The organism is Flagellimonas okinawensis (assembly GCF_029194005.1).
Lineage (GTDB): Bacteria > Bacteroidota > Bacteroidia > Flavobacteriales > Flavobacteriaceae > Flagellimonas > Flagellimonas okinawensis.
Genome location: NZ_JARFVA010000001.1, coordinates 1,041,476 through 1,061,860, shown reverse-complemented (window position 1 = coordinate 1,061,860; position 20,385 = coordinate 1,041,476). Strand labels below are relative to the sequence as shown.

Here is a 20,385-nt window from a genome sequence, read left to right as displayed (position 1 = left end):
ATTGATTGTTTATATGGACAAAAAAATTACAAAATGTTATCTTTTTTTAATTAAGACTTTTATATATTAATCTTTGGACTCATTTTTGTTTTAAAATTGTTACTAAATTTATTTTTATGTGTGGTATTGTATGCGCATTTGATGTAAAAGAAAGTACGGAAGTACTTAGGCCCCAACTGTTGGAGATGTCGAAGAAAGTTAGGCATAGAGGGCCGGATTGGAGTGGAATTTATGCTGATGACCAAGCCATCTTGGCCCACGAGAGATTGGCCATTGTGGATCCTGCTTCAGGAAAACAACCACTGTTCAGTGCAGATGGTAAACTAGTTTTGGCAGCCAATGGCGAAATATATAATCATCAAGAGTTGAGAAAGCAGTTTGATGGAAAATATGAGTTCCAAACACAATCCGACTGTGAAGTGATTTTGGCACTTTATCAAGAAAAAGGAGCTGACTTTGTGGATGAAATGAACGGAATTTTTGGTTTTGCCATTTATGATTCGGAGAAAAACGAATATTTCATAGCCCGTGATCATATGGGGATTATCCCATTGTACATTGGTTGGGACAAGAACGGAACCTTTTATGTGGCTTCTGAGCTAAAAGCATTGGAAGGCACTTGTTCCAAGATACAGTTGTTTCCTCCGGGACATTATATGCACAGTTCGGATGGAGAATTTGTAAGATGGTACAAGCGTGACTGGATGGAATATGATGCAGTAAAGGAAAATGAGACCAGTATTGCTAAGATAAAAGAAGCATTGGAGGCTGCTGTTCACCGTCAGTTAATGTCCGATGTGCCTTACGGAGTATTGCTTTCGGGTGGTTTGGATTCGTCCGTGACATCAGCGATTGCTAAAAAATATTCTCAAAAACGTATTGAATCTGGAGATACGGCAGACGCATGGTGGCCTCAACTGCACTCTTTCTCCGTAGGATTGGAAGGTTCTCCGGATTTGGCGGCGGCACAAAAAGTGGCTGATCATATTGGCACTGTGCACCACGAAATCAAATTTACCATTCAAGAAGGTTTGGATGCCATAAAGGATGTTATCTATAACTTGGAGACCTATGATATCACCACGATCAGAGCTTCCACTCCAATGTACCTTATGGCCCGTGTAATAAAATCTATGGGAATCAAAATGGTGCTTTCGGGCGAAGGAGCAGATGAGCTGTTCGGAGGATACCTTTATTTCCATAAAGCGCCAAGTCCAAAGGATTTTCACGAAGAGACCGTAAGAAAACTGGATAAACTTCATATGTACGATTGCTTAAGAGCCAACAAATCCTTGGCGGCATGGGGCATTGAAGGACGTGTTCCATTCTTGGACAAAGAATTTATGGATGTGGCCATGAGCATTAACCCAAAAGATAAAATGATCAATGGCGAACGTATGGAGAAATGGGTGGTTCGCAAGGCATTTGAAGATTATTTGCCCGAAAGCGTGGCTTGGAGACAAAAAGAGCAGTTTTCGGATGGTGTAGGATACAGTTGGATCGATACGTTGAAAGCACTGGTGGCAGAAGAGATTTCCGACGAGCAATTGGAGAACGCACATTTTAAGTTTCCTATTCAGACACCAACATCCAAAGAAGAATATTATTATCGTACAATTTTTGAAAGTCACTTCCCCTCAGATGCTGCGGCATTGAGCGTGCCTCAGGAGCCATCCGTGGCCTGTAGTACCAAGATTGCCTTGGAGTGGGATGAAGCCTTTAAGAATATGAACGACCCATCGGGACGAGCTGTGGCTAAGGTTCACACCGATGCGTATGTGAAATAACCCCCGTTTAAACCAACCAAACGATATGAAGCAGTAAATCTATTTGTTTCATTTTAATTAGTCCGTAAAAGCCCCTTGCCCAAGGGGCTTTTTAGTTGCTGTAAGCCTGATAAAGAAAATCCTGCTGAAACAGGCTGTTTTCCACAGGATTTGTTGATAACTTACCCTCTTCCTAGAGGTCTTTCAGACCATTTCCATGGGGTATTGTTTATATTTGTAAGATTTGAAAAAATTGAGGCAAATACTGAAAATATATGAGCGAAGAAGCTAACAAGAAACAATACTCCGCGGATAGTATCCAGGCCCTTGAGGGAATGGAGCACGTACGTATGAGACCTTCCATGTATATTGGGGATGTAGGGGTCAGGGGATTGCACCATTTGGTGTACGAAGTGGTGGATAACTCCATAGATGAGGCCATGGCCGGTCATTGTGATAGGATAGATGTAATCATCAACGAGGATAACTCTATAACCACCCAAGATAACGGTAGGGGTATTCCTGTGGACCTTCATAAAAAGGAAGGTGTTTCCGCATTGGAGGTCGTTATGACCAAAATCGGTGCCGGAGGTAAGTTCGATAAGGATTCCTATAAAGTTTCCGGTGGATTGCACGGAGTTGGTGTATCCTGTGTGAATGCATTGTCTTCCCACTTAAAGGCTACCGTTTATAGGGACGGAAAAGTGTGGGAACAGGAATATGAAAGAGGTAAGACCCTATATCCTGTAAAAAGTGTTGGAGAGAGCAAGGAAACAGGTACCATTGTAACTTTTGTTCCCGACGATACCATATTTACCCAAACTACCGAGTATAGCTACGAGACCCTTGCCAATAGGATGAGAGAGCTTGCCTATTTGAACAAAGGGGTTACCATAACGCTTACGGATAAGAGAAATAAGGATGAAAAAGGAGAATTCGTTTCAGAGACCTTTCACTCCGATGAAGGACTAAAGGAATTCATCAAATTCTTGGATGGTACCAGGGAGCCTTTGATTCAGAATGTTATTTCCATGGAAGGGGAAAAGAATGGTATCCCTGTAGAGGTGGCCATGGTGTACAATACAGGTTATACCGAGAACCTTCATTCCTATGTAAACAATATCAACACCCACGAAGGGGGTACGCACCTTTCCGGATTTAGAAGAGGTTTGACCACTACGCTTAAGAAGTATGCCGATAATTCCGGTATGTTGGATAAGCTAAAGTTCGAAATATCCGGTGATGATTTTCGTGAAGGACTTACTGCAATAGTTTCTGTAAAAGTAGCGGAACCACAATTTGAGGGACAGACCAAAACTAAATTGGGTAACCGAGAGGTGACCAGTGCCGTGAGTCAAGCTGTTTCCGAAATGCTGACAGATTATTTGGAAGAGAATCCGGATGATGCCAAGCAAATTGTTGAAAAGGTGAAGTTGGCAGCCCAAGCTAGGCACGCTGCTGCCAAAGCACGGGAAATGGTACAGCGCAAAAATCCAATGAGTGTTGGTGGATTGCCAGGAAAATTATCCGATTGCTCGGAACAAGACCCTTCCAAATGTGAGGTGTTCTTGGTAGAGGGAGATTCCGCAGGTGGAACCGCCAAACAAGGTAGGGACAGAAATTTTCAGGCGATACTTCCGTTACGAGGTAAAATCTTGAACGTTGAAAAAGCCATGCAACACAAAGTGTTCGAAAACGAAGAGATCAAGAATATCTATACTGCTCTTGGAGTTACCATTGGTACCGAAGAGGACAGTAAAGCATTGAACTTGGAAAAGCTCCGATACCATAAAGTTGTCATAATGTGTGATGCGGATGTTGATGGTAGCCACATTGAGACCTTGATTCTAACATTTTTCTTCCGTTACATGAGGGAGTTGATTGAGGGCGGACATGTGTATATCGCAACACCTCCACTTTATTTGCTCAAGAAAGGTTCCAAAAAACGCTATGCATGGAACGAAAAGGAACGTGAAGCCATAAATGCAGAGATGAACGGTGGAGCAAGCATACAACGTTATAAAGGTCTTGGAGAGATGAATGCAGAACAACTTTGGGATACTACTATGAACCCGGAGTTTAGGACATTGCGCCAAGTGAGCATAGATAATGCTACAGAATCAGACCGAATATTCTCTATGTTGATGGGGGACGAAGTGCCACCAAGACGTGAATTTATAGAGAAAAATGCCGTTTATGCGAACATAGACGCATAGATATGAGGTATTTCACAACAAAAACTCGCCCTAAAAAGGCGAGTTTTTTAGTTTTGGGAAAAATCTCACATCATGAAAAGAATAATTTTTGCACTTGCCTTAGTGTCTGTTTTTGCAGGTAGGGCCCAAGATTTGAACGATATATTCGTTTCCGGTGTAGCAGATGCCGAACGTTTTGCCAATGCTTATTTGGCTCCGGTGTCCGAAGCATCTATTTACAGTATATCCAATGGTTGGTATAACACTGCCGATGCGAAATCTCTCGGAGGCTTTGAGATTTCCTTGATCGGAAATATTACAGGATTTAAAAATAAGGACGATAAAAAAGCCTTTCTACTCGACCCTGCCGAATATGAAAATTTGGATTTTGTAAATAACCCTGGCCAAGCTAGAATGGTCGCCACAGGTTTGGGTGATATAGAGGACGTTACTGTTTTTGTGGAAGACGAAAGTGGTCTGTTCCGTGAAGAATTCAATTTGCCAACTGGGTTGTCCGCAGAGGATCTGAATTTTATTCCCTCCGGATATCTTCAAGGGAGCGTTGGTTTAATAAAGGGATTGGAGGTCAAAGCAAGATTTTTGCCAAAAATCAAGTTTGACGATGATGCCAAGATTGGAATGTTCGGAGCGGGTCTTCAATACGATTTTACTAAAATGTTGCCGGCGGACAAAGTGTTGCCCGTTGCTATTTCTGCAGTAATAGGGTACACCAATTTAAATGGAGAATACGATTTTACGGAGTCCTCCACGATAGATGGCAGTGATCAGCGCATCGATGCATCTTTTAAAACATGGAATTTTAGCGCAGTAGTATCCACCAAAAATATCCCAGTGATCAATTTTTACGGAGGTGTTGGCTATATTACCGGCAAGTCCGACATTGATTTATTGGGGACTTATGAGGCCAATGGACCTTTTTTCTCAGAAACGGTTGTTGATCCTTTCTCTGTTTCTGAAAGTGTCAGTGGGGTAACCGCCAATTTGGGTACAAAATTAAAACTTGGGTTCTTTAGGCTCAATGCAGAATACAATATATCTGAATTCAGCACCTTTACCTTTGGTGTAAACTTTGGTTTCAGATAGAAAACCACCAAATCAACCGACCAAAAATAAAGAAGGCCCCGTAAAAGGGGCCTCCTATTTTCATATATGTAGTCTTCACGTCATTCCCTGGTGGCGAAGACCGAGCCATTACCCAAGGTCAATTGTTCTGGTTCTTGAGTCTTTTCCAAGTTTACAGTAATATCCGTTACTTCGGGATCACCATAAATAATGGAATAGGTTCCGTTTTGTTCGGACCATTTAAAATCGGTATAAAAAATCAATTCGGAATTGGAATATTTTTGGTACCTACCTAAATATACATCGTTAAAAATCCACTCTTCACGAATGGTATTGGAGTTTTTTTCTTGAAGATCGGGGGATTCGGTTCTTGCCCAAATACCCAAGATAGGGTCGTGGTTGTCCGGTACTCGTGTACAGTTGCTTACGGCAATGATGCCAATAATGGACAACAATGAAAAGAGCTTTTTCATAGGTCAAGTAGGTTAAAATGATTTTGGGACTAATAGAACGTAAGTTTGTAGGAAACTATTGTATAAAAAGCTCAATATTTTACGTCCGGAATATGGTTTTGCCAAAATACGCCTCATTTACATATCATAAACCGATATCAACTTAGCACATTTTGTAACCAAGAGCCGTCTAAAACTGGTAAAAGTCAGCATATTTCTGCCTTAAATGCCTTATTTTTGAAGACTAAAATTTAAATCTATACAAATGAAAGTTACCGTAGTTGGAGCAGGCGCAGTTGGAGCAAGCTGTGCTGAGTACATAGCAATGAAAAATTTTGCAGCAGAAGTTGTTTTATTGGATATCAAAGAAGGTTATGCTGAAGGAAAGGCCATGGATTTGATGCAAACGGCCTCTTTGAACGGTTTTGATACCAAAATCACAGGAAGCACCAACGATTATAGTAAAACTGCCGGTAGTGATATCGCAGTAATTACCTCTGGTATTCCACGTAAACCAGGGATGACCCGCGAGGAATTGATAGGTATAAACGCTGGAATCGTTAAAACAGTAGCTACCAGCTTATTGGAGCATTCTCCAAACGTAACCATTATCGTGGTGAGTAATCCTATGGATACTATGACTTATTTGGTACACAAGGCCACAGGATTGCCAAAGAACAAAATTATTGGAATGGGCGGTGCATTGGATAGTGCGCGTTTCAAGTATAGATTGGCCCAAGCGCTAGAAGCGCCAATTTCCGATGTTGACGGTATGGTAATCGGTGGTCACAGCGATAAAGGTATGGTTCCTTTGATCGGTCATGCCACAAGAAACAGTGTTAAGGTTTCCGAGTTCCTATCCGAAGAGAAAATGAACTGGGTTGTGGAAGAAACCAAGGTAGGTGGAGCCACTTTGACCGGATTGTTGGGTACTAGTGCATGGTACGCTCCAGGAGCTGCCGTTTCTGGCTTGGTACAGGCCATTGCATGCGACCAAAAGAAGATGTTCCCATGTTCCACATTATTGGAAGGCGAATATGGTTTGGATGATATTTGTATTGGTGTACCAGTAATCTTGGGCAAGGACGGAATCGAGAAAATCGTTGAGATTGAATTGTCCGATGCTGAAAAGGCAAAAATGCAAGAAAGTGCCGAAGGCGTTAAGAAAACCAACGGACTGTTAGAGGTTTAAACACATAGACAATAACCAACTGGATTGTCATTTCGGGCGTAGTCTACCGAAAATTTTCCATCAATTTGCATGGAGTTTTCGAGATCTGTCCGGAATGACAATTTCATTTTAACAGCATAACCATCAACCGTAATTGCAATTACATCAATTTCTATTGTCAAATCTTATCGGAAATGATATATTTGCACGCTGTTTAAGAAAACTTCTAAAAAATTAACAATCAATGCAGAATAAAGGACTTATAAGGCTTTTCGCTATCCTTTTTGGCTTGGTGAGCATCTATCAGTTGTCTTATACTTTCATCACTAACAAGTTGGAGGGAGACGCTGAGGCTTATGCAGTTAGCCAAATTTCGGAAGCTGAGGAAGACTATGTTGCAAAGCGTGAAGCTTTAGAGGCATCGTATTTGGACTCCATCAGTGACAACACTGTTTTGGGCTTTACGAGCTATGAGGAAGCCAAGACTAAAGAGTTGAACAAAGGATTGGACCTTAAGGGGGGTATCAACGTTACCTTGCAGATTTCCGTGAAGGACATCTTGAAAGGTTTGGCCAACAATACCAAAAACCCGGTTTTCAACAAAGCTTTGGCCGATGCCGATGAAGCATCTACCAATAGTGATGATACTTATTTGGAGCTTTTCTTCGAGGCTTTTGATAATATTAAAGGAGATACCAAATTGGCTTCTCCCGATATTTTTGCAAACAAAGGGCTTAGCGATGATATCAATTTCCAAATGTCGGATGATGAGGTAAAGCCTATCATCAGAAGAAAAATTGATGAATCCATTGTTTCTGCATTCGAGGTACTTCGTGAGCGTATTGACGGTTTTGGGGTGACCCAGCCAAACATTCAAAGGGAAGGTAACTCAGGAAGGATCGTTGTTGAGCTTCCAGGTGCAAAAGATATTGCAAGGGCTCAAGAGCTATTGTCCAGTACTGCACAATTGGAGTTCTGGGAAACATACCCACAGACCAATCAAAGTATTGGAAACTTCTTGGTAAATGCCAATGAGCGACTAAAAGAAATTTTGGAGCCAAAAGCTACTGAGGAAGAAGTTGCCAAACCCGAATCGGAGATAGATTCTCTACTTTCCGATGTGTCTCAGGACTCTCTTGATATGTCCGTGGAGACCAATCCTATTTTGGGCAAATTGATTCCTGCTAATCCAGGTAGCCATGCCATTGCCCGTGCGATGGTTTCAGATACTGCCGAGTTAGGTGGGTATTTGAGAATGCCAGAGATAAAAAGATTGTTGCCAAATGATATTCAATTTACCAAGTTCCTTTGGGAGCGCCCGTCGCAAGACGCAGAGGTTGTTGATTTATATGCACTTAAATCGAATAGAGAGGGTACTCCAAGAATTAGTGGAGATGTAGTTTCTGATGCACAGGATACCTTTGATCAATTCAATAAGCCCGCAGTAAGCATGACCATGAACACACGTGGTGCCAAAGAGTGGGAAGAATTGACCGGTGATGCTTACAACAATCAAACAGGTATTGCCATTGTTTTGGATAACAAGGTATATACAGCCCCAGGTGTTTCTTCAGGACCAATTTCCGGAGGACGTTCAGAAATTACAGGTACGTTTACGGTAAACGAGACCAAAGATATTGCCAACGTATTGCGTGCAGGTAAACTTCCTGCATCTGCAGAGATTATAGATTCCTTTGTGGTAGGACCATCATTGGGTCAAGAAGCCATCAACAGTGGTTTGATGTCTTTTGTTATCGCCATGCTATTTGTATTGGTGTGGATGATTTTCTATTACGGAAGAGCAGGGGTTTTCGCAGATATCGCATTGTTGTTCAACATCCTGTTGATATTTGGAGTTTTGACTAGCTTAGGAGCTGTATTGACATTGCCGGGTATCGCGGGTATCGTATTGACCATTGGTATGTCGGTGGATGCCAACGTACTTATCTTTGAAAGGGTAAAAGAAGAATTGGAGAGAGGAAAAGGAAAGGCCCAAGCTATTGCTGATGGTTTTGGTAATGCACTTTCTTCTATTTTGGATGCCAACATTACCACTGGCTTAACCGCAATTATCCTCTTTATTTTTGGTTCTGGACCTATTAAAGGTTTTGCCACTACATTGATGATCGGTATTGTAACCTCTTTGTTTACAGCAATTTTTGTAACCCGATTAATGATCAATGCCTACACAAACAAAAAAGGTCGTAGATTGGATTTCAGTACTGGTATTACAAAGAACTTGTTCCAAAATTTGAGCATAGACTTTTTGTCCAAGCGCAAGATTGCATATGTTATCTCTGGAATTTTGGTAGCTGTAAGTATCATTTCATTGTTTACGCTTAAACTTCAACAAGGTGTTGACTTTGTAGGAGGACGTTCTTATCAAATCCGTTTTGAGCAAGCGGTGAACCCATCAGAAATTGCTGGTGACCTGAATTCAGTTTTTGGTAGTGGAACAAATGCTAAAACCTTTGGTGCCGCCAATCAGATTATAATTACCACAAACTATAGGTTCGAAGAAAATGGTCCTGAGGTGGATACTGAAATTTTGAACGAAATGTTCACACATCTTCAAAAGTATTTCCCTGATGGTACCAGCTATGATGACTTCAAACCAGGCGGAACCTCTGAGGACTTAGGAGTTTTGAAATACCGTAAGGTAGGGCCAACTATCGCGGATGATATTAAAAAGAGTGCCATATTGGCCATTATAGGATCTTTGGCTGTGGTTTTCCTTTACATTCTATTGCGATTTAGAAAATGGCAATTCTCTTTGGGTGCCGTTGTTGCGGTATTCCACGATGTATTGATCGTATTGGGTATATTCTCCTTAACCGGTAGTATTATGCCGTTTAATATGGAAATCGACCAAGCCTTTATTGCCGCCATTCTAACGGTAATCGGTTATTCCCTGAACGATACGGTGGTAGTATTCGACCGTATTCGTGAAATTACAGGGCTTAAAGGTTTTAAAGGTGGAGAAAATATAAATGCAGCCTTGAACAGTACTTTGAGTAGAACATTGAATACCTCGCTTACCACATTGATCGTGTTGTTGGCCATCTTCATTTTTGGAGGTGAAAGCTTAAGAGGATTTATGTTCGCAATGATTATAGGTGTAATTGTAGGTACCTACTCTTCTGTATTTATCGCAACACCCGTAATGTTCGACTCATTAAAGAAGAAAATTGCTGCTGCTACAGGAGCATAGTTTTTCGTTTTTTTTATTACACTTTATAATAAAGGCCCTCAATTTTGAGGGCCTTTGTTTTTTGATGCTTTTGTTAGGCTTTGTTGTTGGACAATGTCTCTAGCCATGACAATAATTGACTGAACAAGGTAAAGTTTTGAATGACGCGTAATTGTCCGTTAAAGCCCCATTTGTCCCTTTCTTTGGGGTGATTTAACATATAGGCCAAAGTTTTGGCCAAACCCTCAATGTTTGTGGGGTCAGGATTTATTTGTCCTGTCTTGTTGTGGACTACCTGGAATTTAAGACCGGCAGCATTGGAAACCAATACAGGTTTTCTTTTCCACATGGCCTCGGTGGCGGTAAGTCCAAATCCTTCTTGAATGGAATTTTGAACAATAATGCTCGATGTACGCTGAAGCGCATTTACGATCAATGCATTTTGTTTGGGATTATCCAGTGGTAGTAGCAGTATGGCAATATCGTTTTGCATACTTTTATCCACCTTCTTGTAGGTTTCGGTCAATTCCTTTAAAACCTCTTTGCCTTCGGGGTCGTCCGAGACAAATGCAGGGTCAGGTCCACCCATCACCAATAAGGTCATTTCAATACGTTTGTACTCCAAACTTTCGGGATCCCCATATTTTCGGTTGTCCAATTTCATTTTAATAAAGGCTTCCATCAATTCCTTGAAACCTTTTAAGCGATCCCATCGTGAAATTTCCGTGACAATTGGACGATAGATCAAATCTAAATTTTTGCCTGCATCCAGAACATCAAAAGATCCATCGGGCATCACCTTTCTAACCAAGTGCTCGTAGCGATCATAAAGAATGGCCTTGTGATCGTCCAATATGCCTGATTGATACAAAATACCGATACACTTGTGTAATTGAAGTTCTCGGTTCTTGTGGCTTAAAGGGTCTATGGCCGGTGGAATTATCGAAGTTCTGTTCTTTAGGGGTTTGGGGACGTAGGAGGGAAGACTGAACACAAAATGATCATAATCGTTTGTATAGGGTTCCAAAAACTTCCAAACAGCATCCGTTACATCCGTGTCATCTTCCAAACCAATATGGCATCGCCAAATTATGGAAACGTTTTTCTCTTTTTTTATCATCGCAGCCAATGGCATTGGTTGTGGGTCGTGGACCACAACGATATCCCCATCATTAATGAGTTCCAACGCTTTTGAAAGGTTATTGCGATTTACTTCCTCGTAGATTTTGCGGTCCTCCTCTGTGAACACACCGTTGCCACTTCCATGTATGGCATTATGTATACGCTTGGTCAAATCAAAAAAGGCATCTTTTTTTGCTTCGATTACCAGCCATTCAATGGATACCCCTAATTCGCGCAATATGCGCATTTGACTGGGAAGCATTTCGGCTACACCGCCACCAATGGCTGTGGAGTTGATCATCCAAATAGTTCTTCCCTTAAGGGAATCAATTGGGTCTTTGGCCTGTTCCATAAAGTCTAGAACAGAGGAATAGAGGGAGCCATATGCCTTGTAGTCCACTAGTTTGGCACCTGGCTTTACATTTATTTTTTGCATGAAAGGGAATGGTTAACGATTGAATTCCCTATAAGATAGCAAAAAAACGGATGAGTATGTTAATTGGTTGTGGGTTAAATCATTACGTGTTGTTTGTAACCCCGGTAGAACCATTTGTGGTTGGGTGGAGTTCAAAAATTTGTTCGGGATTCAGCTGGGGTTCTTTGCGATGAGAGACAAAAACAATGGCAGAATCACTTTCCTTGGCAATTTTATTTACCAAGGCTACAAACAAGTTGGCACTTGAATCGTCCAAACCTGCAGTAGGTTCGTCCAAAATAAGTAAAGGTGGGTGTTTTACCATGGCACGTGCCATCATAACCAAGCGTTTGTCACCAACAGATAAATCCCGAAAGTGGTCATTTTTTCTATCTTTCAGGTCTAAAAGATGTAACCATTCCCCAGCTAATTGTTTTTCACTATCGGTAGGCTGTACGTACAACCCAATAGAGTCATGGATTCCAGAAATAATCATATTTTCCAGACTGTGATATCCACGGAATTTATTGGTGATGGCAGGCGTGTAGTATCCAATTTTTTGTTTGAGGTCCCAAACACTTTCACCGCTCCCTTTTTTTTGTCCAAAAATCGTGAGGTCCTCGCCATAGCCTTTATGACTGTCACCGGTAATCATGGAGAGTAAGGTGGACTTCCCACTACCATTAGGTCCGATCAATTGCCAAAACTCTCCTTTTTTGATGGTCCAATCTATTTGATTCAATACCTGGCGGCCATCAAAGCTAACGGAGACTTTTTTAAAACTAACCAGTTCCTCTAGGTTAACATCAACAGGGGAAAGGGGTGCAGGAATGGCTCCATTAAAATTAATGGACTCGGTTTTGTTTTCTTTCCAAAAGACTTCGGGAGATTCATACCTATGTAAAATCTCACCGTCCAGTTTTAAAAAATCTGTTGTATTGGGTAAAATATCATCCAACCTACTCACCAGTTGAACAAGTATTTTTTTGGAAGCAATATGTAAAAGTTGTTCTTTTAGACTGCTTTGTGTGGCGACATCCAAATTATCAAATGGGTTGACCAAGATCATAAAATCTGGGTCCTGTGCCAACAAATATTTGAGCAATGCCTTTTTCTGCTCCCCACTGCTCATGGTTTTTAGGTATTGGTCGCTATCTTTTGTCAATATTTTGATATCATGACGTTCCTCTTCATCCATGTACCGATTAATTTCCGATCGTGAAAAAAGAACACCGTTCAAGGTTTGCAATTCCTCAAGTTCACCAATGGCTTTGTTGCGAAGCATATCTTTTACCAATTGGTCGGTTTTGGAATTGTTCTGGGTAAGTATAGCGTAACTTTTGGTTGGAGTCATAGGTTAAAACGTATGGCCTCAAAATTACGATTATACTTGCATCACCCGAAAAATATGAACTGGATTATTCTTGTAGATGGTGGTTTTGTCCAACAACATGCCATTTTTTAATGCTACTTTTTGCGATGGCAGATTGTCTACATGGATGATGGAAATCAAAGACTTGGCGAAGTTATTTTTAAAAGCGACCTCTTTACATTTTTTTGCAGCTTCGAACGCAAAACCTTGTCGCCAAAATGTTGGTAGTACGGAATAACCGATTTCAAGTTCTTGTATGTCGTCAACCGATTGCACGAGTAAACCACAGATACCGACCAATTCTCCTGATTCTTTGGAAATAAGAGCGTTCATTCCACCCAGATTGTTTTTGTAGCGTTCAAAAATTCGGTCAAACTGAGTTTTACAAGCTTCAATCGGGTCAGTTGGTAGTCCTTCCCAGTATTGGGTAGATCTGGGGTCGTGATAAAAGGGCAGCCAATCTTCAAAATCAGATGGCTTCAGTCTGCGAAAGACCAATCGTTCCGAAGATTGATTTTCTAAAAGATATTTTGACATTTAATTCCTTACAAAAGAGATGCTGTCACCGACTTGAAGCCCCAATTTGTCCGATAGTCCCGCGTTGATTTCAAATACATATTTGGCAGGAGCGTTAGAGGGCAAGGTTGCCTCGTTGAAGGGTTCTGCGTTTTTTTGAAAGCTCACGACTTTCATGCCCGAGTTGATGTATATGATGTCCAGAGGGATTTCGGTGTTTTTCATATAAAAATACTGCTGGGACTCTGTTGGTTGTATAAAAAGCATTCCCCGGTCTTCTTTCATCGATTTTCGGTACATCAAACCTGTTTTGGTCTCGTAATCCGTTTCAGCAATTTCAATATCGAAACTGGCCTTTATAGAGTCTGTTTCAGTAGAAATTACAGTTAACTCACCTTCCTTGGTAAAGGAGATGGTTTCTGTTTTAAGGGATTGTTTAGATTCCGTTTTGCAAGAGGCAAATATGATGGCAAATGCCAATATTGCTATTTTTCCAACTTGTACCATGCTGTTACAGTTCTACGGGTGCAGGTTTAATCATAAAGTAAACCCCGATAAGTATCATGGGGATACTGAGCCATTGCCCAGTGGAGAGCATTCCAAGTGTGTCTTCGAATCCACCCTGACTTTTCTTGTAGAATTCCACAAAGAACCGAACCACGAACAGGAGTACCATGAACAAACCAAAAAGGAAACCTGGTTTGTTTTTCCAATCCGTTTTCCAATACAAAAGGTATAGGGCAATAAATACGAAAATGTAGCAAATGGCTTCGTACAATTGTGCTGGGTGACGAAATGGAATGGCTTGTAAGACCTCGGAAAATTCCGGATTGTTCTGGATGGCCTTATAGGCGGCACCCGGAGTTTGTTCCTTGGTGAGCGCCATGGCTTGATAGGCGGGCATATCATCTGAATCTCGAATAAACCGAGTGGCCAAAAAATAGGACTCGTCCACTTTTTTACCATTGATTTCTGAGTTAAAGAAATTTCCGAACCTAACAAAGGCAGCACCTATGGCTGAAGGAATCACTAAACGGTCCAACAACCAAAGCATTTTAATGTCTTTCCACTTACGGGTGTACAACCATATTCCGATAATCGCCGCGATGGTGGCACCGTGACTTGCCAAACCGGTAAAACCCGTAAACTCGTATCCATTGATGATTCCAAAAAGTGAACTATTGGCATTTTCATGGATCGGCAATAGAATTTCAGCTAAGTGATCTTTGTAGTAGTCCCAATCATAAAAGAAAACGTGTCCCAATCGGGCTCCAAGCATTATGGAGACGACAGTATAAATAAAAAGGGAATCCAGTTTTTCCATGGATTTTTTCTCATTCACAAAGATTTTCTTCATGATGAACCAGCCAAGAACAAAGGCCGCAATCCATAACAAATTATAATATTTTATCTGTATGAAACCCAATTTAAAAAGGGTTCCTTCGGGGTTCCAGTCAAATCCGAGGAAATACATTTATCTAAATTTTGGACTAATATAACTACTTTGAACGGTTGGGCGGTGTTAATTAAAGCGCAATTTTTTAAGGGACAGGGTCATATCCACTTCCTCCCCACGGGTTGCAACTTGCGATACGTTTGATGGAGAGCCAGCCGCCCTTGAACAGGCCATGTTTTTTAAGAGCTTCCAAGGTATACTGCGAACAAGTTGGGGAATAGCGGCAGGTAGACGGGAGCATTGGGGAGATGAAAAGCTGGTAAAACCTCACGAGGAGGATAAACGGCGCTATCAAAATTTTCTTCATAAGATCTTAGCTGCAATGAAAATACAAGGTAGCAAAAAGCCCCGACAAAGTCGGGGCTTGTATTAAACTTCTTCAGCTGATTGCACGGGTTCTAAATGTTCCCGTTCCTCATCTGTATATAATCTCGACTTTATGACAAAACGGAGTCCTAACGGTATTTCCAGACTAAAACTGGCACCACGTCCCGTGGTCACATCGACTGTAAGTTGTGTGTGTTTCCAGTATTCGAACTGATCCTTGCTCATAAAAAAATCGCATCCGTGGATGGTGCCCAATTTTACATCATTTTCATTGAGCATCAACTCACCTTTTGGAAAGCACATAGGGGAGGAGCCGTCGCAACAGCCTCCACTTTGGTGAAACATCAATTCACCGTGGCGTTCCCTGAGCTGATTAATAATTTTTATGGCTTGGTCCGAAACCAACACGCGTTTTATCAAATTTTCCATCCTAGAAAAAGCCTAATTTGTTCTTGTCATAGGAAATCAACATGTTTTTGGTCTGTGTATAATGGCTGAGCATCATTTTATGATTTTCTCTACCGATACCAGATTTTTTGTACCCTCCAAATGGTGCATGGGCAGGGTAGTTATGGTAACAGTTTACCCAAACCCTACCAGCTTGTATCTGTCTGGAGATTTTATAGGCTTGGTGCATATCACGAGTCCAAACCCCTGCGCCTAAACCGTATAGGGTGTCGTTCGCAATTTCCAAAGCTTCGGCTTCATCTTTAAAAGTAGTGACACATACTACCGGACCAAAAATTTCTTCTTGGAACACACGCATTTTGTTGTTTCCTTTTAAGATAGTGGGTTGAATGTAATATCCGCCTTCCAATCCTTCGTTGTAGGCTGCTTCACCACCTGCCAATACTTCACATCCTTCTTCTTTACCTATTTGGATGTAGTTCAAAATTTTCTCGAACTGATCGTTTGAGGCTTGAGCACCCATCATAGTTGTTGGGTCTAAGGGGTGACCAAGTTTAATGGCTTTGGTACGCTCCACGACACGCTCAATGAATTTGTCATAAATACTTTCCTGTACCAAGATTCTGGATGGGCAGGTACATACTTCACCTTGGTTTAAGGCGAACATTACAGCACCTTCCAAGCACTTGTCGAAGAATTCGTCATCGGCATCCATTATGCTTTCAAAGAAAACATTGGGTGATTTACCTCCCAATTCCAATGTTACCGGGATAATGTTCTTGGATGCATATTGCATGATCAATTGCCCAGTAGTGGTCTCCCCTGTAAAGGCTATTTTTTTGATTCTAGGGCTGGATGCCAATGGTTTACCTGCTTCCAGGCCAAAACCGTTAACTATGTTAAGTACACCTGCAGGAAGGATATCCTCGATCAATTCCATCAAAATCAAGATTCCAACAGGAGTTTGCTCTGCTGGTTTTAACACCACACAGTTTCCTGCTGCCAAAGCTGGGGCCAATTTCCAGGCGGCCATCAGAATAGGGAAGTTCCAAGGGATGATTTGACCAACAACACCCAGTGGCTCCATAACGTTCATGGAAACTGTATTGCTGTCCAATTCACTTACCGATCCTTCTTCTGCTCGAATAACCCCGGCAAAATATCTAAAGTGATCAACGGCCAATGGCATATCCGCTGCACGGGTTTCACGCAAGGCTTTACCATTGTCCCAAGTTTCCGCACGGGCCAAAACCTCTAAATTTCGTTCCATAACATCGGCAATCTTCAATAAAAGATTACTGCGATAAGTTGCTGAGGAGTTGTTCCACTCTGGCGCGGCTGCCCAAGCGGCATCGATGGCCTTGTCCACATCCTCTGCTGTGGATCGCGCAATTTTGGTAAATGCGTTTCCATCTACAGGGGATATATTGTCAAAATATTCCCCTTTGGTCGGTGGGGTCCATTTTCCACCGATGTAATTTTCATACTGATCTTTGAACTTTGGTTTTTCCAAAACACTTTGTTCAGTAGTTTGTACATTGCTCATAATACTTGTTGTTAAAATTAATTTTTAAGTTCGTTTACACTTTGCTCAAGTGACTGATTCTAAAAGTATTGATTTTGAATCCTGTACATCTGACGTATTCTATTAATGACATGACCGATTCTCTTTGTTTTTATATTTTTAACAAAATATCATAGTATAATTTTTATATTTAGTAAGTATTTATATAATATATTAAGGAGTAGGTAGTTTATATGCAGTTGCCAGAGAAATTTTTTAAAGAAAGAAAGCTTGAACATTTGGTCGAGAACCAAACCTCCTACACGTTGAACAATGCATCGATGCATGTGTTCGAGACGCATTTACAGGCGGAAAAAGTACTTCTTCAATTTGACCAAGCTGTTCTTGCCTCAATGTTGATCGGAAAAAAGGTGATGCATCTGCGTGACAAGAAATCTTTTAACTTTTTACCTGGTGAATCTTTAATACTTCCTTCCAATGAAGTTATGTGTATAGATTTTCCCGAGGCGAACGAAGAGAATCCGACACGTTGCTTGGCCATGGCAATTTCAGATGAGAAAATAAATAAGGTCATCAATTTAATGAACGAATCAATGCCAAAGCATGATGGTACCGAATGGGCATTGATGGATTACAACTATCATTTTACAAATGATGCCAGTATTTATGGTATCATCCAACGGTTATTGTACCTGTTTACGGAAAACCATCCGTCCAAGGATTTTTTTGTCGACAATATGTTGCAAGAATTGATTATTAGGATATTACAGGGAAATACCCGGGAAAAATACATGCAAAATGCGTCTAAAATAAGTTCGAACAATCGGTTGGCTTATGTAATTGAATATATTTCACAGCACTTGCACGAGCCTTTATCTGTCAGTGATTTGAGTAAAAAAGCCTGTATGAGCGAATCCCACTTTCATAAAACTTTCAAGGAAGAATTGGGCGTAACACCGATTGACTATATAAATAGCGAACGCATAAAAATGGCCATCAACCTGTTGAAAGATCCACATAGGAAAATCAAGGAGATTTATTTGGAATGTGGGTTTGAGAACCGTTCTTATTTTAACCGTTTGTTCAAGCGAAAAATTCATGTTTCGCCAGGCGAGTACCAATCAAAATTCGTAAAGCACTAGTTTACGCTGAAGGTTGTTCCGTCCTTACCGTCCTTTATTTGAATTCCCAATTCCACCAACTGATCTCTGATTTTGTCAGAAGTGGCAAAGTCCTTTTTGGCCCGTGCTTCGTTTCTAATATCGATCAATAATTCCATTACTCCGTTAAGGGTGTTGGAATCATCCTTGGTCAAGGATTGGTTTTCTATACCGAGGACATCATATACAAATGCTTTGAGCGAACTTGCCAATAGGTCTTTGTCCTCTGCCGATATGGTTTCGTTATCTTCTTTTATAAGATTGATGTGTTTAACGGCCTCGAACAATTGTGCTATTAAAATTGGTGTATTAAAGTCGTCGTTCATGGCTTCATAGCATTTTTGCTGCCATGCTTTTACATCAAAATCCGACTTCCCACTTGTTTTTAATTTATCAACGTTGTCAAGGGCTTCCATTAAACGGTTGTACCCTTTTTCGGAAGCCTGCAGGGCATCATCACTAAGATCTAAAATACTGGTGTAGTGGGCCTGCATCATAAAAAAGCGTACTACTGCGGGAGTGTAGGGTTTGCTCAGTATATTATTGTTGCCACTAAATATTTCGGCAGGATAGATGTTGTTGTCTGTGGACTTGGACATTTTTCTACCGTTCAGGGTCAGCATATTGGCATGCATCCAATAGTTTACCGGTGATTTTCCGGTACTGGCTTCGGCTTGTGCGATTTCGCACTCGTGGTGTGGGAACTTAAGGTCCATTCCGCCACCATGAATATCAAAATTTTCACCTAAGTATTTAGTGCTCATCGCGGTACATTCCAGGTGCCATCCCGGAAAACCATCTCCCCATGGGGATGGCCATCGCATAATATGTTGGGGTTCGGCTTTTTTCCAAAGCGCAAAATCCTGAGGGTTTCTTTTTTCGTCCTGGGCGGTAAGCTCACGGGTATTGGTGATCATGTCCTCCAACTTTCTTCCGCTCAGTTTACCGTAATCATGATTTTCATTGAACTTGATAACATCAAAGTATACAGAGCCATTTGCTTCATAGGCCAAACCTTTTTCGAGAATCTCCTTTATAATTTCAATTTGCTCGATGATATGGCCCGTGGCTGTGGGTTCAATGCTGGGGGGCAATAAATTAAACTGTTGTAGTGTATTGTGGAAATCAACGGTATAGCGTTGCACTACCTCCATTGGCTCTATCTGCTCTAGCTTGGCTTTTTTTGCAATTTTGTCCTCACCTTCATCCGCATCGTTTTCCAAATGCCCGGCATCTGTTATGTTACGGACGTAACGCACTTTGTACCCCAAATGTTTGAAGTATCTGAAAATCATGTCAAAAGACATAAAAGTACGGCAGTTGCCCAAGTGAACATTACTATAAACAGTGGGTCCACAGACATACATGCCTACATGACCTTCGTTTATGGGTTCGAATACGTCTTTTTTTCCAGTAAGTGAATTATGGATTCTTAAGGTTTGGTCTTTATAAAGTTGCATTTAAATGGTTGGTGTTTAAAATTCGGTTTCTAGGTTTATATAATCCAAAAACTCCCTTCTTGTGGCCTCTTCTTTAAATTTTCCACCATACTCTGCGGTCACCGTACTGCTTTCGATATCGCGTATGCCCCTAGAGTTCACACAAAGGTGCTTTGCATCGATTACACAAGCCACATCTTCCGTGCCCAATACTTTTTGAAGCTCTTTGACAATTTGGATGTTCATTCGTTCCTGCACTTGTGGACGCTTTGCAAAATAATCCACAACACGGTTCATTTTGGAAAGTCCAACAACGGTACCGTTGGAGATATAGGCAATATGCGCCCTTCCTACTATGGGAAGAAGGTGGTGCTCACAAGTGGAGTAGACCACGATATTCTTTTCCACCAACATTTCACCGTATTTGTATTTATTGTCAAAAGTTGATGATTTTGGTTTCCTGTCCGGGTGCAAGCCGCCAAAAATTTCCTGTACATACATTTTAGCGACCCTTTTTGGAGTTCCCTTTAAACTGTCATCATCCAAATCAAGGCCAAGTGTAAGCATAATTTCCCTTACACTTTTTTGTATTCTTTCGATTTTTTCTTCGTCGCTCAATACAAAAGCATCATCCCTTAATGGGGTATCCGATGAGGAACCAACATGGTCGTTTCCTCTTTCATCATATTGTTCTTCCAATGCCTGCTCTAGTTTCATAGCTATTGCTTAAGGTGAGCAAAGATATACATTAATGACCGATTTAACATCTGCTATCCGACGTTTGACAA

17 protein-coding genes are annotated in these 20,385 nt (G+C 41.2%); 6 read left to right on the top strand and 11 right to left on the bottom strand.

Annotated features, from left to right (window positions below):
- Positions 1-116: 116 nt before the first annotated feature.
- The 3 genes from asnB (at position 117) to PY091_RS05045 (ending at position 5,065) form a co-directional block, all read left to right on the top strand.
- Positions 117-1,787 carry an asparagine synthase B gene (asnB, locus tag PY091_RS05055; protein WP_275648608.1) on the top strand — a complete coding sequence of 557 codons (1,671 nt, stop codon included), beginning with the start codon at positions 117-119 and terminating at the stop codon, positions 1,785-1,787.
- Between the two features lie 254 nt (positions 1,788-2,041).
- Positions 2,042-3,982: a DNA topoisomerase (ATP-hydrolyzing) subunit B gene (gene gyrB, locus PY091_RS05050; protein WP_275648607.1), complete on the top strand. Its 1,941-nt coding sequence runs from the start codon at positions 2,042-2,044 to the stop codon at positions 3,980-3,982.
- Positions 3,983-4,054: 72 nt separating this feature from the next.
- The gene (locus tag PY091_RS05045) at positions 4,055-5,065 is read left to right on the top strand and encodes a DUF6588 family protein (protein ID WP_275648606.1); all 1,011 of its coding nucleotides are present in this window, start codon (positions 4,055-4,057) and stop codon (positions 5,063-5,065) included.
- 80 nt (positions 5,066-5,145) lie between these two features.
- Here PY091_RS05045 and PY091_RS05040 read toward each other — a convergent pair whose 3' ends face one another.
- Positions 5,146-5,517 (bottom strand): hypothetical protein, encoded by a 372-nt coding sequence (locus PY091_RS05040; RefSeq protein ID WP_275648605.1) that lies wholly within the window; start codon positions 5,515-5,517, stop codon positions 5,146-5,148.
- A gap of 244 nt (positions 5,518-5,761) precedes the next feature.
- Here PY091_RS05040 and mdh point away from each other — a divergent pair, with 244 nt between their 5' ends.
- The gene (gene mdh / locus PY091_RS05035) at positions 5,762-6,688 is read left to right on the top strand and encodes a malate dehydrogenase (RefSeq protein ID WP_275648604.1); all 927 of its coding nucleotides are present in this window, start codon (positions 5,762-5,764) and stop codon (positions 6,686-6,688) included.
- A gap of 223 nt (positions 6,689-6,911) precedes the next feature.
- Positions 6,912-9,878 carry a protein translocase subunit SecDF gene (gene secDF, locus PY091_RS05030; protein WP_275648603.1) on the top strand — a complete coding sequence of 989 codons (2,967 nt, stop codon included), beginning with the start codon at positions 6,912-6,914 and terminating at the stop codon, positions 9,876-9,878.
- Positions 9,879-9,951: 73 nt separating this feature from the next.
- Here secDF and PY091_RS05025 read toward each other — a convergent pair whose 3' ends face one another.
- The 8 genes from PY091_RS05025 to exaC form a co-directional block, all read right to left on the bottom strand.
- A complete protein-coding gene (locus PY091_RS05025) occupies positions 9,952-11,415 on the bottom strand; it encodes a glycosyltransferase (RefSeq protein ID WP_275648602.1) in 1,464 nt (487 codons plus the stop codon).
- Between the two features lie 82 nt (positions 11,416-11,497).
- Positions 11,498-12,748, bottom strand: a complete 1,251-nt coding sequence (locus PY091_RS05020; protein WP_275648601.1) for an ATP-binding cassette domain-containing protein — start codon at positions 12,746-12,748, stop codon at positions 11,498-11,500.
- Between the two features lie 30 nt (positions 12,749-12,778).
- Positions 12,779-13,303: a GNAT family N-acetyltransferase gene (locus PY091_RS05015; RefSeq protein ID WP_275648600.1), complete on the bottom strand. Its 525-nt coding sequence runs from the start codon at positions 13,301-13,303 to the stop codon at positions 12,779-12,781.
- A complete protein-coding gene (locus PY091_RS05010; RefSeq protein ID WP_275648599.1) occupies positions 13,304-13,789 on the bottom strand; it encodes a DUF192 domain-containing protein in 486 nt (161 codons plus the stop codon).
- Positions 13,790-13,793: 4 nt separating this feature from the next.
- The gene (gene lgt, locus PY091_RS05005; protein ID WP_275648598.1) at positions 13,794-14,756 is read right to left on the bottom strand and encodes a prolipoprotein diacylglyceryl transferase; all 963 of its coding nucleotides are present in this window, start codon (positions 14,754-14,756) and stop codon (positions 13,794-13,796) included.
- Between the two features lie 67 nt (positions 14,757-14,823).
- On the bottom strand, positions 14,824-15,045 hold the full coding sequence (yidD, locus tag PY091_RS05000) for a membrane protein insertion efficiency factor YidD (RefSeq protein ID WP_275648597.1): 222 nt from the start codon (positions 15,043-15,045) through the stop codon (positions 14,824-14,826).
- 62 nt (positions 15,046-15,107) lie between these two features.
- Complete coding sequence (locus PY091_RS04995) at positions 15,108-15,494, bottom strand: DUF779 domain-containing protein (RefSeq protein ID WP_275648596.1); 387 nt, start codon at positions 15,492-15,494, stop codon at positions 15,108-15,110.
- 1 nt (position 15,495) lies between these two features.
- Complete coding sequence (gene exaC, locus PY091_RS04990) at positions 15,496-17,019, bottom strand: acetaldehyde dehydrogenase ExaC (protein WP_275648595.1); 1,524 nt, start codon at positions 17,017-17,019, stop codon at positions 15,496-15,498.
- A gap of 257 nt (positions 17,020-17,276) precedes the next feature.
- On the opposite strand from exaC, the gene PY091_RS04985 reads away from it, so the two are divergent.
- A complete protein-coding gene (locus tag PY091_RS04985; RefSeq protein WP_275648594.1) occupies positions 17,277-18,140 on the top strand; it encodes an AraC family transcriptional regulator in 864 nt (287 codons plus the stop codon).
- Here PY091_RS04985 and cysS read toward each other — a convergent pair.
- Complete coding sequence (gene cysS, locus PY091_RS04980) at positions 18,137-19,618, bottom strand: cysteine--tRNA ligase (protein ID WP_275648593.1); 1,482 nt, start codon at positions 19,616-19,618, stop codon at positions 18,137-18,139. The genes PY091_RS04985 and cysS overlap by 4 nt on opposite strands.
- A gap of 15 nt (positions 19,619-19,633) precedes the next feature.
- Entirely contained in the window at positions 19,634-20,314 is a 681-nt protein-coding gene (gene folE / locus PY091_RS04975) for a GTP cyclohydrolase I FolE (RefSeq protein ID WP_275648592.1), read from the bottom strand.
- Between the last annotated feature and the right edge of the window lie 71 nt (positions 20,315-20,385).